Origin of the sequence: Candidatus Ulvibacter alkanivorans, from assembly GCF_003333325.1 — a bacterium.
Taxonomy (GTDB): domain Bacteria; phylum Bacteroidota; class Bacteroidia; order Flavobacteriales; family Flavobacteriaceae; genus Ulvibacter_A; species Ulvibacter_A alkanivorans.
On record NZ_QOLC01000066.1, the window covers coordinates 1 to 14,784 of the forward strand.

Below are 14,784 nucleotides of genomic sequence, written 5' to 3' on the forward strand. Positions count from 1 at the left end.
CATAAATTTACAAATTATTTAAAACTAGACCATTACTTGGTGAAGTTGATGGATTGAACAATTTCATTCTTTAACATGATGAGTAATTCATAATCTCCACTTTCTAAATGATCTATGTTTAGATAGAGTTTGTTTTTTTCAAAAACTTTTTCGGTCGATTTTTCCTGCATTGTCACGTATTCAGTGAAGCTAATTAGTACAAAGTATCATCACCTTTTAATCTATAAAGATTTCAAACTCTCCACCTTCATTTCCGTCTTGCGCACCAAATCCGAAATACCAATTCCCCGATAATTCAGCTTGATTGTTCGTTTGACTTAAGGTGCCAGAGATCGAAAATTCATCATTAGAAGAATCATATGTATAATCTGCAGTAAGTACACCGTTGTTTAATTCCCAAGTTCCAGATCCCACTAGGGGATTAATTCCATCATCTGCCGCTACTTCAAGTGTTCCGTCACTATTGAATTCAAACATAAAATAAAAACTGCCACTATATGTTCCGGTAAAAGCGCCCTGAAAGGGATTGCTCAAGTTTATATTTGCAACCGTTTGGCCTTCGCTATTCGTGGCAATAACATTCATGTTATAATCACCGGGTGCCAGCTGTCTGTTCCAGTTTAATACACCATTGGTACTGTTTAAACTTATGCCCTCGATAGAACTTGACAACGATAAAGTTCCTTGGTTACCATTCCAAGAAATGGTTGGAGCTTCCGAATTTCCTGCCTCAAAAAAGGTTGCCATTAGATTGGTAGAAGGATACGTTAAGGATGGAGACATTACAGTGTCTTCATCGTCATCGGTTAGTCCGCACGATAGAAACAAAGCGAAAGCACTAAGAATTAGTAAAGTTTTTAGATAAAAAAATTTCATGATACATTATATTTTAATTTATTCAAACGAAATGAATGCTCCTAGATGAATACTCCTAGTTTATCCATTCGAGTTATTAGTGTAAAATTATTGAAGTGTTTTTCGCTAGGCTATAAATTATGTTCCATAGCTTGTTACAAATGTTCCAAAGTAAGGATGAGTCATGATTTACACCTCTTTTGAAGCAAATTCGGAAGGCGTATATCCATAGGCTTCTTTAAAACATCGTGCAAAATAAGAGGGAGAATTAAATCCTACAGTATAGGCAATTTCCGAAGTAGTATTATCCGATTCTTTTAATAAGCCTGCCGCTAATCTTAATCGGTGCGAACGAATAAAAGAAGAAGTACTTTTACCAACTATTGATTTTAACTTTCTGTGCAGTTGTGTTCGACTAATATTCATTAGATCCGCAAATTTTTCGCTAGTCAACTCGGGATCGGTTATATGTGTGTCGAGAACCGACTGCATTCGTTTTAGGAATTCTGTTTCTGTCGATGTTATACCGAGGTTGGGATCGATCGTAAAAGTCTTGCTAAAATGCGCTTCCACCTTTTTTCTTGTCTCAAGTAACTGTTGCACTCTTACTTTTAGTTTTTCTACACTAAAGGGTTTTGTGATATATGCATCGGCACCCGTTTGTAGTCCTTGAATTTCTGCTTCCTCACCAACTTTAGCTGTGAGCAATATAACGGGTATATGACTAGTAAGTTCATTTGTTTTTATAGTGTCACAAAGTTCGATTCCGCTCTTTATGGGCATCATTATGTCACTTATAATAAGATGCGGCAGGTGTTCGATGGCTAGTTCGATGCCTGCTTTGCCGTTTTCTGCTTCCAGTATATTATATTTGAGGGTGAATACGGAAACAATATATTCACGCACTTCCATGTTATCTTCCACGATCAAAAGTGTTTCTGTATTTTTGTTATCTGAAGCTGAATTTTGTATAATCTCTTCGGAAACATTCGATCTTTGTTTTATGACGTCTTCTTCATTGAAAGCTTCTTTTACCACCGGTAAGGTGACCGTGAACTGAATGCTATTATCTCCACTCGCATGTGCAATTATATTTCCATTATGAAGATTTGCTAATTCTTTTACTAACGCCAATCCTACGCCAATGCCTTCCGAAGACTCATCTGCCTGATAGAAGCGATTGAACAACTGATTTATTTGTCCTACGTTTCTACCATCCTTCTTGTTGGTAATGGCAAAAACGAACCAATCTTGATCTTTTTTTGCCTGCATAGTGATTGTGGTATTCTCAACTGCATACTTTATGGCATTGTTCACTAAATTTGTTACTATTTTTTCAATCACATCTCTGTCAAACCAACAGTTCTTTAAATTATCAAATTCATATTCGAATTCAATGCGTTTGTCTTTGGCAGCATACCGGAAAGTGTTTATGATTTGCTTTAAGAATAGTTCTAGATTGCCTTGTTCAATCTTTAACTTGATCGAACCGGAATCGGTAAGGGACAGGTCTAACATCTGATTTACCAAATGAATAAGTCGATTGCTGTTTTGTTTAATAAGCGTAAGGTCCTTTTTATCTTTTTCGGTCAATTCTTCTCGTTTTAATTGGTTTTCTACCGGTCCTGATATTAGTGTCAACGGTGTGCGTATTTCATGCGATATGTTCGTGTAAAGATTTGTTTTAAACTCATCTAATTTCTTAAGTCGTTCAGTTTCTTCATGATCTTTAAGTAGTTGATTTTGAACATTCCACCGCCACTTTAAGTAGGCATAAATTCCGTACAATAGCCATAAAAATAGAATGAGGTATATCACCTTCGCCAAGTTTGTAGCGTACCACGGTTGTGCAATGGTAAACGAATAGGCTGTTGGGGTCTCATTCCAAATACCATCGTAGTTGCTCGATATAACTTGAAAGGTGTATTCGTTTGGCGGAAGGTTGGTATAGTGTGCCACATTTGTATTATTGGCAAGTATCCAATCGGTATCGTTATTAGATAATTTGTATTTGAATTTATTCCGTTCCGGCTGAGAATAATGTAAGGATGCAAATGTGAACGTAATTGTATTTTCGTTGTGATCAAATTGTTGTCCCGGAAGTAATTCGCGTTCCGTATTAAATACTTCTAAACCGGTAATAATGGTCTTTGGGATTACGGGATTAAAAGAAAGTTGCTCAGGATGAAACCAATTTATTCCATCTAAACCACCAAAGTACAAGTTGCCTTTATCATCTTTAAAGTAAGCCCCCGTGTTGTATTCCAATGCTTGTAGTCCGTCATAATCGGTGTAATTTTCGATTGTTGCATAATACTCACCATCTATTGTGAAATTAGACAATCCTTGATTAGAACTTAGCCATAGATTTCCTTTATCGTCGGGAAGAATGCCGTAAATAACATTATTTGGCAATCCATTTTCTCTAGTGAACGCCCGTACAGATTCGTCGATCAAATTGTATAAGATCAATCCTTTACCATTTGTGCCTACCCAAAGTTTGTTGCTTGTATAGTATAAACTTTTGATAGGCACCGAAACCGCATCTATTTTAGTGATAATGTTAGTTTGTATATCTAATTTGAACAACCCTTTATCTTCGGTTCCAATCCAGATTATAGAACCTTTACCTTGTTCAATGGTTCGAATGTTATTGGTAGTTAATGTAGAATTTTGACGGTTAAAGGACTTTTTGATTCCAAGTTGCGGATCGAATAGAATTAGACCTTGACTTCGAGTACATAACCAAAGTGAGTCGTTAGCGGTCTTATAAATTTTCCAAATGGTTAAACCATTGGTCTCAGGAAAGTCTTTAAAGGTTCCGGAATTCGTCAAGTATTGTAGTCCTTTATTTTGATGGCCTATCCAAAGTCCGTTCGTATCATACGACAAGCTCATTACCCGATCACCGGCCAAATCGGAATTGTCTTTTGTAAATGTTTTAAAATTTTGTTGTGATAGCTGAAGCTGTGATAATCCTTTTCCCGAGGTTCCTAACCAAATGGTCTTCTCATTTGCGGCTATCGCTCTGGTGACATCCACTTGAATACTAATAGGAAGTTGTTTATTGGTCAATACATTGAATTTTACCAAATGCTCGTCGTAATAACTTAAACCTGCACCATCTGTACCCAACCACATAGTATTTGTGAAATCTTCGTAAAGACTTAAAACATCATTGTAATGCAAAGCATACGGATTGGTCTTATTGGCAACAAAATGTCGAATGGTCTCACGTTTAAAATCAATCAAATATGCACCTTCTCCATAGGTCGCAACCCAGAGTCGATCGCGATGGTCTATTTCAAGGTCTAAGATGTTAAGGTTTGATGAAAATGGAGCTTCTTCAAACCCTTGAAATAGCGTATACTGATTCGAGTTTTCTGGTTTTATAAAAAGACCCTTTCCATAGGTGCCGGCAAACACTACCCCTTGTTTGTTTTGAGCCAGCGCACTAAATGCTGTGTTTTCGAATCCTTCAATAAGAATAAACGAATGGGTGGTTTCAGTTACTTCTAATAAGCCTTCCGAAGTAGAAAAAAGAAGCCTGTCATTTAACTCCATACTGTCGTAGAAATGCAGAGCGCCAAGCGCGGCACTTGCTACTTTAATGGGTTCGTTTTCAGAAAGGTCAGTTACATACAGTCCATCTCCATAAGTGCCAATGTAATAATGATCATTTTTATCTTGAATGACCGTACTCGCATTTTCAATGGACGAAATAGGAGAGAAGCTATCGGTTATAGAGTTATATCGCTCCAATCGACCTGTAATTGGTATGATGAATAGTTGTCCTGCCTTGTCCACATAAACTTCACCAAGTCGACTATATGTAGGTCGCGTAACATCTTCAAACTGTTTGCTGTATTGATAAAATCTAGTACCATCATAACGGTTAAGGCCGTCTTGAGTAGCGAACCACATAAATCCAATACTGTCCTGAGCGATGCTTACAACACTGTTTTGCGAAAGTCCTTGGGCAACGGTTAATTCCCGAAATGAAAATTGTTTTTGGAATCGCCCGTTATCTTGGCACCTAGCTAATTGAGGAATAGACCAAAAAGCCATTGCCAAGACTGCAAATGGTAACGAGATTAATTTAGGCATGTACAAAAATTCTTACTTAAAAATATAAAAGAATCTTTAAACCTCCTTAAATAAAGCGTTTATAAAGCGTTGAAAATTAATAAAATGTGAGTTCGGACTTAGAACATGGCCCTAAGGATCCATTTAATGCCATTAAATAATAGGAAAATGGTAGCGCCCATCGCTGCTATGGCTAACGGTAAGATCCAATACATGGGAATGGTGTCCTTGTTGAGAAATGTAAATGTAAATAAATACGTGGTAAGTACTAACAACGGTATTGCAAAAGCAAGTCGTTTTAGCCCTTTAATCAGTAATTTTAAATCGGTGTGTTCTTTAGGCATTTTTGTAGGCATTAATAGCGTTGCGAACACTTTTATGGGTGTCTAATAATTGTTTTGCTTTTTCTTCGGAAACAGCCAGGGCCTCCATGATCATTCGGGTGCCACGATCTAACAATTTGTTGTTGCTCAATTGCATATCGACCATCTTATTACCCTTTACTCGTCCCAATTGGATCATTGCCGCTGTCGAGATCATATTTAGAACTAGTTTTTGCGCAGTCCCGGCTTTCATTCTTGAGCTTCCGGTGACAAATTCGGGTCCTACCACCACCTCGACCGGTAATTGAGCGGTTGTTGCTAACGGACTTCCTTCATTGCAAGTTATACAGCCGGTTATTATACCGTTTTCATTGCAATGCTTTAGCGCGCCAATTACATATGGAGTGGTGCCCGAAGCAGCAATCCCAATAACAACATCCTTATCAGAAATCTGATGTTCCTGCAGATCATTCCAACCTTGATGGTGCGAATCTTCTGCAAACTCAACCGCTTTGCGCATCGCAGCATCCCCGCCTGCCATAAGTCCAACGACCAAGCCGTGCGGTACACCAAAAGTAGGAGGGCATTCGCTTGCATCTACGATTCCTAAGCGACCACTAGTACCGGCGCCAATATAAAAAAGGCGTCCACCGTTCTTTAATTTTTCTGAAACGGCTTCGGAAAGTTTTGTGATCTGTGGTAGCGCTTTTTCAACAGCCTTGGGCACCTTTTTATCTTCAGAATTAATATGAACTAATAATTCTGAAACACTCATTTTTTCCAAATGATCGTAGTGTGAAGCTGCCTCTGTTGTTTTGGTAAAAGCCATGTACAAATTTACAATTTATAAGTTTATTGTACGGTATAACTTAATTCTGAAACTTGAGAAATTCGAAAGTAACCCAACGGAAAATTATCAGGATTGGTCTCATTTATAATATTACCGCGTACTGTGGCAGGTTGGGTCTCAAATGGACCGTTACTTTGGTCACTACTTTGCTGAAGCAACGTAAACATAAAATTATAAAAAGGCTCGTCTACACCATGCAATCTAAACAAGACATCGTCACCTGCTTCTAGATCTTCCACAAAATAAAAACCAAAGATCTGATTGCCGTCGAAAAACTCGTCATTAAAAGCATCATAGCTATTTCCTGCTTGCGATAAGCCTTCGAAAAAATAAAAATTATCAACATTCCCCGGATCGGTAAAGAACGCCTTTAATTCGATGCTCTCATTGTCAAATCCGCCATCATCTTCTTGCTCCACGAATTCTAATGGTACCACGGGAACAAATTGTTCGGTGGCAGCATACAATTCGTCTCGATAACGCACTTCGAGCGTATAGGATTTTGCGGGATCGATGACAAGGGGTTGGTTGTAAATACCATTTTGAAATAAGTCTAGGTTGGTCACTGTTCCATCTTCAGAGATGACACGAACCTGTGCATCGTTCACCGCTGTTGCTTGGTTGCTGAAAAAGGGTTTGGTGAGTCGTAATTCGACACGTGCCTGACTCTGTTCTCCAATCTCTTCCACATTAAATGTGGCTTCAATTACCAAACGCGGTGCTCCTTCATTTAGATCAACATCGATCACGTCTTCACAAGAAGTGGCGATCAAAAAGTAAGTAATCAACAATAGGATCTTCTTCATCATTAAAATTTAAAATTATAGGTTACTGCCGGGATGATTCCGAAGATAGAAAGACGAACAGCCTCGTTTCTACCCACATCACTATTTTCTCTAAACGAAATCGATGCTGCGTTCATTCGGTTGTATACATTGTAGACACTAAATACCCATTCACTCTTCCATCTTTTTTTAGAATTTGGTTTGGGAACCCAAGTAGCCGAGAGGTCCAAGTGATGGAAATCTGACAACCGACTGCTGTTTCGAGCCTCGTATACAGGAACTACGATGTCGTTGTAAATATATTGTCCGTTAGGAAATGTAAACGGTTGTCCGGTTTGATAAATAAAATTTGCCCCGAACGACCATTTTTTATTTAGTTCATACTGGCCGGTAATACTAATATCATGTGTTTTATCCCAGGCAGACCGGTACCATTCACCATTGTTGATTCCAATCTCTACTGGGGTTCTGCCCGGCGTTCGTTGTTCACTTCGAGAAAGTGTGTAAGCGATCCAACCTTGCAGTTTTCCTTCAGTTTTACGAAATAATACTTCTAACCCATAAGCACGTGCTTCCCCTTTAAGTAAGATCTGTTCTACGGCATTATTGGCAATAAGATCGGCGTCGTCTACATAATCTAATCGGTTTTTCACGATTTTATAGTACGATTCCACTTCTAGCGAGTAATCTTCAAAATTTTTGAAATATCCAACCGCAACCTGATCGGCTAACTGTGGATCGAGATACTTGCCACTAGGTGCATAAATATCGAAAGGGGTAGGAGAGGTCGTATTACTTATAAGATGGATGTACTGCGACATACGATTGTAGCTGGCCTTGACCGAAGAGGTCTCTGTTAATTGGTATGCAATTGCAATTCGAGGTTCAAGATTCACAAACGACTTTATAGTTTCGTTTCGATCAAAGGAGACTGTATCTATAGGGGTTGCTTTTTGATAAATGTCTAAGGCTTCGTTATACACTATAGGATTATCATTGGCATAAATGTTTAAAGCATCTTGCCCCAGACGATTAAAGGTGGAGAGTCGTACACCTGCCTGCACGGCTAATTTATCGGAAACCGTTACCTCGGCTTCTGCGTAGAGCGCATTTTCAAAGGCGTACTTGTTGGTCAATTTGAACGGATTGATCCCGGAGCTTTCGGTAGTGGGTTTTATACTTCCCGGATTAAATTTGTAATAAATGCTATTTAAGCCGTAGTGTAGTTCTATTTTTTCTGAAAGATAATGGGTAAGGTCATACTTCAAGTTTCCATTGCGAATGCCACTTTCAAAATCAAATTCTACAAAACTAAGTTCGAGTCCGTAGAAGTAATCGGAATAGATCAACGATAGATTACTAAACAACTTTTCAGAAAACAAATGGTTCCACCGTACATTGAAGGTGCTGTTTCCGAAGCTATTCGAAAAACTGTCGGATATACTAAACACATCTCTTCCGAAGTAACCCGACAAATACAGCCTATTGGTATCGTTCAAATTGTAACTTATCTTGGTGTTTAAATCGTAGAAATACGCGACATTGTCATTATCGAACAGTGGAAGGAACAAGTGGGCATAACTGCTGCGTCCACCCACTAAGAAGGAGGCAGTGTCCTTTTTTATCGGGCCTTCCAATAACAGCCTACTGGCAACCACACCAATACCGCCATTCGCTCTAAATTCTTTTTTGTTGCCATCTTTTTGATAAATATCGAGCACCGAAGAAATTCGACCGCCATAACGTGCCGGAATTCCGCCTTTGTACAAGGTGAGGTCTTTAATGGCGTCGGGATTAAATACGGAAAAAAACCCAAATAAATGCGATGAATTGTAAAGGGTAGCCTCATCTAAAAGCACCAAGTTTTGATCGGCAGCCCCGCCGCGAACGTTGAATCCGCTGGCCCCTTCACCGGCATTTGTGACTCCGGGAAGTAAGGTGATCGACTTAATTACATCGGTCTCTCCTAAGACCACAGGGATCTTTTTGATGGTGTTCATCGATAAGGAATTAACACTCATCTGTGGTTTTCGGATGTTGAGTTTTTCAATATCCGATTTTAAGATCACCTCATCCAGGGTTTCGGTATCAGTTTCCAAGACCACCGACTTCACCGTATTCTTGTTCAATTCTATGGTAAAGCTTTTGGTCGTAAAACCAAGCGTACGATAAAAAACCTCATAGGAACCTTCGGGAAGCGTGATCGAATAGAAACCATATTCATTAGTAATAGCCCCCGCTTGCATAGACGGAATGATGACATTAACGCCAATTAAGGTCTCACCCGACTCAGCTTCAGCTACAGTACCACTAAGGGTATATTTGGTTTGGGCGACTAACGAAATGCTTCCGAAGCAACACAGAAGCAGTAGAAAATATTTCAATTTTTTTTATTAAAAGTAATGACAATTAGAGAATTAAAAAAGTGATTACTCGTGTTAATTTAAACTCTCGTACTAAAAAGAGCGGGAAAAATCCCGCTCTTACTTATGGTTGTATTTGTATTATGCTATTTCGCTAAGGATCGAATTAAAGGTCTTGCTAGGTCGCATTTCATTAAAGACCAAGGCTTCGGAAGGATAGTAGTATCCTTCAATAGTTGCCGGGTCCCCTTGAACCTCGTTTAACTCTTTAATGATGGTTGCTTCTTGTTCACTTAATTTCTTAGCGATAGGAGCAAAGCGCTCTTTCAATACGGTGTCTTTATCCTGTGCCGCTAATGCTTCTGCCCAATAAAGAGCTAAATAGAAATGACTTCCGCGATTGTCTAACTGATGCACCTTGCGAGAAGGTGACTTTTTATTGTCCAAGTATTGTTCGGTTGCATCATCTAAAGTTTCCCCTAAAACTATCGCTTTTTGGTTGTTGAAGGTTGCTCCTAAATGATCTAAGGAAACCGCCAACGCCAAGAATTCACCCAAGGAATCCCATCGCAAATGGTTTTCCTCTAAGAATTGTTGTACGTGCTTTGGTGCAGATCCACCGGCACCGGTTTCAAATAGGCCACCACCATTCATTAATGGAACAATAGAGAGCATTTTGGCACTGGTTCCCAATTCGAGGATAGGGAAGAGGTCGGTGAGATAATCTCTTAATACGTTACCGGTGACCGAAATAGTATCCTTACCGGCCTTTACACGCTCTAGCGTGTAATGCGTTGCTTGTTCGGGAGAGAGGATCTTTATTTCAAGGCCGCTGGTATCGTGATCTGGTAGATACGCGCGTACCTTTTTAATTAGTTCGGCATCGTGTGCCCGATCTTCATCTAACCAGAATACAGCAGGACTTCCGGTAGCTCGTGCTCGATTCACCGTTAACTTCACCCAATCTTGTATGGGTAGGTCCTTTACTTGGCACATACGCCAGATATCACCTTCGGCAACAGTATGTTCTATGAGTGTGGTACCGTCACCATCGATCACAGCTACGGTTCCCGCAGTGGAAATTTCAAAAGTTTTGTCGTGCGATCCGTATTCTTCTGCTTTTTGAGCCATTAATCCAACGTTCGGTACAGTACCCATGGTCGTCGGATCGAAAGCACCATTTTCTTTACAAAAATCGATGGTCGCTTGATAGACAGCTGCGTAGCTACTATCCGGGATGATCGCCTTGGCGTCTTGTTGTTCTCCTGCAGCATTCCACATTTGTCCCGAAGTACGTATCATTGCCGGCATAGAAGCATCGATGATCACATCACTGGGAACGTGAAGATTGGTTATTCCTTTATCACTATTTACCATTGCCAGATCCGGGTTGCGCTCCATGATCTTAGCGATCTCATTCCTGATCTCGTCTTGTTTCGCTTCCGGAAGCTCGGCGATCTTGTTTATTAGATCCCCAAATCCGTTATTTACATCTACACCCAAAGATTCGAAAGTATCACCATAGGTTTCGAACAATTCTTTAAAATACACACGAACCGCATGTCCGAAGATAATAGGATCACTCACTTTCATCATAGTCGCCTTCATATGTAATGAGAACAACACCTCTTTCTCATTCGCATCCTTTACTTGTTCTTTTAAGAACGCCAACAATGCCTCTTTGCGCATTAGGGTGGCATCTATAATTTCACCCTCTAATACAGGCACCGATTCTTTAAGCACTGTTTTAGTACCGTCGGAAGCCGTATGCACTATTTGTACATAACCGGCTTTATCTATGGTAAGTGATTTCTCGTTGTGTCTAAAATCACCTTCGCTCATTGTAGCAACATGCGATTTAGAATCGGCACTCCATGCACCCATTCGGTGGGGGTTTTTCTTCGCATAATTTTTTACGGCCTTAGGAGCGCGTCGGTCACTATTTCCTTCCCTTAGAACAGGGTTTACTGCGCTACCTTTGATCTTGTCGTAAGTTGCTTTTATTTTCTTTTCCTCATCGTTCGAAGGCTCATCCGGATAACTGGGAATAGCATACCCCTTGGATTGTAGTTCGTTGATGGCTGCCGTGAGCTGTGGCATGGAAGCGCTTATATTTGGAAGCTTGATAATGTTAGCTTCCGGAGTCTTTGCTAATGCTCCTAATTCTGCTAGATCATCAGCCACACGTTGATCTTCCTTTAAATAATCCGGAAACTGAGAAAGAATTCTTCCGGCCAGTGAGATGTCACGTGTTTCGATTGCGATTTGTGAAGGCGCGGTAAACGCTTCTATAATGGGCAAGAAAGAATGGGTCGCGAGAAATGGCGCTTCATCTGTTTTCGTATAGATAATCTTGGCAGTCTTCGTCATAAGTTGATTGGTATTATTTAAATGTTGAATGAGATCGGTTTATGTATCTTCCTGTACGTAAAAACAAGGAAATGCAAATATAACTATTTGAAGAGGGTTTTAAAAGTGCGTTTACCTTATTGTTTTGTTAAGAACAACAGCCGTTAGATCGTTTTTTTGGTCTAATGTTATACTTAAGCATCGATCACACTTCCGAAGAAAACAAACACCTAAAACAAGAAAAGCCATATCAATGTACTGCTACAGTGCTATGGCTCCTTGTGAAACACATCGTTACCAACTATCTGCTCAATGGCAGATCGAGGTGAGTTTATTAAACCCTCACAGTTGTGATCTGTTTCAAAGAGATTTGTTTTTGTATTGAACCAATAACATAAAGTTATTCTATGTCTCAAAAAACAATCTCGAACTTCTCTTTAATCTCAACCCTAACAAATCGCTAGGACCGTTAGCGTTTCAAACGATTAAAAAAAAGTATATAAAGAACGTTGCTTTATTGTATCGTAATGACTGTTACATCATTTTGATACTGCTAATATAGAACACAATTTTTAGTACGCAAGTTTTCTATCACATTAGATACGAACAACTTATAAACCCCTATTATTAACATTTGTTCATAAAAAAAGCAGTCGATCTCCGACTGCTTTTTTTATTTGTGCTAACGTAAGGTTTACTTGGTGTTCTTCTCTCTAATACGAGCTTTCTTACCGGTAAGTCCTCTAAAGTAGTAAATACGCTTTCTACGTACACTACCTGTTTTGTTGATCTCAATTTTTTGCAGGGCAGGTAAATTCATTGGGAAAATACGTTCTACACCTACAGTACCAGACATTTTTCTAATGGTAAACGTTTGCGACGAACCTGTTCCTTTTAGCTGAATTACAACACCTCTAAAAAACTGGGTTCTGGTCTTATCCCCTTCGCGAATTTCATAATACACAGTGATGGTGTCACCGGCATTGAATTTTGGAAATTCCTTCTTGGTTACAAACTCGTCTTGTACAAATTTTACTAAAGCTTCCATTGCTCTTTAATTTAATGGGTTTGTTTACAACAACATACACGTACATCGCCAGAGGTTGGGGTAAAATCGAGTGCAAAAATACGTAATTAATAGAATGTTACAACTTTTTATGTACTTTTTTTCTTGGGCGTTCCCCGCTGTGGCGGGGCGCGCTATCGGCTATATCTCTTGTTGCACAAGAGGATGCCGCCTCTACAAGCCTGCCGCAGGCAGGTCGCTAACGCAACTCTTCTACTTTACGCATTGCTATTCGACCTCCTTTTCCGAAGCAATCCAACGTTCTATCTTATCTTCCAATAGTGCTAAAGGCACACAACCGGTTTCTAACACCTCATTGTGATAGGTCTTAATATCGAAGGCATCACCCAACTCCTTATTTGCCATATTGCGCAATTCGCGGATCTTTAATTGTCCTATCTTATACGACAACGCCTGACCCGGATTTGCCATATAACGCTCTATTTCTGATATAATGCTCGCTTCACTTTCGGCTTCGTTCGCCAACGAATATTCGATCGCCTCTTCGCGCGTCCAACCCTTAGCATGCATACCGGTATCTACGACCAATCGAATGGCGCGGTGCATTTCGGCACCCAACATTCCGAAGTATTGGTACGGATCGGTAAACAGCCCAAGCTCTTTTCCTAACGACTCACAATACAAGGCCCATCCCTCGCCATAACCGCTATACCATAAGGTCTTTCTAAATTGGGGCAGGTCTTCGTTCTCCTGCGTCAACGAGATCTGATAATGATGCCCGGGAATGGCTTCATGCAAGAACAACGACTCATCCGAATAGACATTATAGGTGGTCGCATCCGGAATAGGTACATAGAAAATACCGGGTCGCGTACCGTCAAGAGAGCCCGGATTGTATTCTGCACTAGATGAATTTTCTCGGAACGCTTCGGTACGTCTTACCTCGAAAGCTGTTTTTGGTTTAAGATCGAACAAGACGTCTATCTTTGGTTTCATGCGCTCATAGATGGCATTAAAGTTTTCAATTACTTCATTTGGTTCTTGGTAGGGCATAAGCTCAGGGTTATTTCGCACATAATCGAAGAACGAACGTAGGTCTCCCTTATAACCTACTTGATTCTTTATCTTTTCCATCTCGCCGGAAATGCGCGCTACTTCATTCAATCCTAATTGGTGGATCTCCTCAGCAGTCATATTGGTGGTTGTATATTTCTTTATCTGATGCTGGTAATAAGCTGCTCCGTTCGGGATCTCGTCAATACCTGTGCCTTCTCGAGCCTTCGGTAGATATTCATTCGCCATAAAATCGTGTACGCTTTGGTAGGCCGGGATCACTTTTTCGGTGACCATGCGTTCGTACTTTTTGGTCAACTCTTCTTTTTCTGCTTCGGAAAAATCTTGAGGAAAGATAGCAACTGGAGCATAGAACAAATGTTGCTCGACATTGGGCTCGGTCATTTCTTTTAACTGTGGTAAGATCTTCACTACTAAGGATTTTGGAAGTACATATCCTTCCTTCATCCCTTGTCGCATATTCGACTCGGCTGTTTTTAACCATACTAAATATCCGTCTACACGCTCAAGCCAATCGTTATAGTCTGCAACTGTGTTGAACGGCTGTGCACTCGCACCACTCGCCAACTGACCCATAAACAGATTTACAGACCACATTTGATCGATCGGAAAATAGCGATTGTTCATAAAGTTCAACTCTTCCAAATGAATATCGCATTCCCATTTAAGGATGTTCTTGCTCATTAACTGACTTTCAGAGAGTGTGTCATCCGGATAGTCGTTTAGTTGCTCCTTTATAGAAGTGTAATACGTTTCTAATTTGGCGATATAATCCTCAGATAGTGTATTAGGAAATTGGTCGTTATAGCGATTGTCGCCCGCTGCCGTTGCCGATATCGGATCTAATTTGAGTCCTTCTTCATAATAGGTTTCAAGTAAGGTGTCAAATGCTTCGTTGTACGAAGATTGCATAGCGGTTTCATTTTTTGGTGCATCCTTACAGGCTGAAATAATAAGAAGTAAGGAAACCATGAGAATAGATCGTTTCATAATAGGATAAAATTAAAATAAGAGTGTGTTAAAGATACAGATAAAAAATACTTCTTAATTCTAGATCGCTTGTACAAGGTTG

Annotated in this window: 10 protein-coding genes; all 10 read right to left on the reverse strand. The window is 39.9% G+C overall.

Translation table 11 applies throughout. From position 1 onward, the window contains the following. Positions 1-32: 32 nt before the first annotated feature. Positions 33-170: a hypothetical protein gene (locus tag DWA30_RS13280; RefSeq protein WP_168421740.1), complete on the reverse strand. Its 138-nt coding sequence runs from the start codon at positions 168-170 to the stop codon at positions 33-35. A gap of 46 nt (positions 171-216) precedes the next feature. After that, complete coding sequence (locus DWA30_RS05175; protein ID WP_114491474.1) at positions 217-876, reverse strand: putative Ig domain-containing protein; 660 nt, start codon at positions 874-876, stop codon at positions 217-219. A gap of 168 nt (positions 877-1,044) precedes the next feature. Continuing rightward, positions 1,045-4,962 carry a hybrid sensor histidine kinase/response regulator transcription factor gene (locus tag DWA30_RS05180; RefSeq protein ID WP_114491475.1) on the reverse strand — a complete coding sequence of 1,306 codons (3,918 nt, stop codon included), beginning with the start codon at positions 4,960-4,962 and terminating at the stop codon, positions 1,045-1,047. A gap of 98 nt (positions 4,963-5,060) precedes the next feature. Further along, complete coding sequence (locus DWA30_RS05185; protein ID WP_136073158.1) at positions 5,061-5,285, reverse strand: DUF6095 family protein; 225 nt, start codon at positions 5,283-5,285, stop codon at positions 5,061-5,063. Then, entirely contained in the window at positions 5,278-6,093 is an 816-nt protein-coding gene (gene murQ / locus DWA30_RS05190) for an N-acetylmuramic acid 6-phosphate etherase (protein ID WP_114491477.1), read from the reverse strand. Before murQ ends, DWA30_RS05185 begins: the two co-directional genes overlap by 8 nt. Before the next feature lie 23 nt (positions 6,094-6,116). Next, a complete protein-coding gene (locus DWA30_RS05195) occupies positions 6,117-6,923 on the reverse strand; it encodes a DUF4249 domain-containing protein (RefSeq protein ID WP_245933864.1) in 807 nt (268 codons plus the stop codon). Further along, positions 6,923-9,283: a TonB-dependent receptor gene (locus tag DWA30_RS05200; RefSeq protein WP_114491479.1), complete on the reverse strand. Its 2,361-nt coding sequence runs from the start codon at positions 9,281-9,283 to the stop codon at positions 6,923-6,925. The genes DWA30_RS05195 and DWA30_RS05200 overlap by 1 nt, the downstream gene beginning before the upstream one ends. Positions 9,284-9,403: 120 nt before the next feature. Beyond that, a complete protein-coding gene (locus DWA30_RS05205; protein WP_114491480.1) occupies positions 9,404-11,632 on the reverse strand; it encodes an NADP-dependent isocitrate dehydrogenase in 2,229 nt (742 codons plus the stop codon). Positions 11,633-12,305: 673 nt separating this feature from the next. Continuing rightward, positions 12,306-12,659, reverse strand: a complete 354-nt coding sequence (gene rplS, locus DWA30_RS05210; protein WP_114491481.1) for a 50S ribosomal protein L19 — start codon at positions 12,657-12,659, stop codon at positions 12,306-12,308. A gap of 246 nt (positions 12,660-12,905) precedes the next feature. Next, the gene (locus DWA30_RS05215; RefSeq protein ID WP_114491482.1) at positions 12,906-14,702 is read right to left on the reverse strand and encodes a DUF885 domain-containing protein; all 1,797 of its coding nucleotides are present in this window, start codon (positions 14,700-14,702) and stop codon (positions 12,906-12,908) included. Between the last annotated feature and the right edge of the window lie 82 nt (positions 14,703-14,784).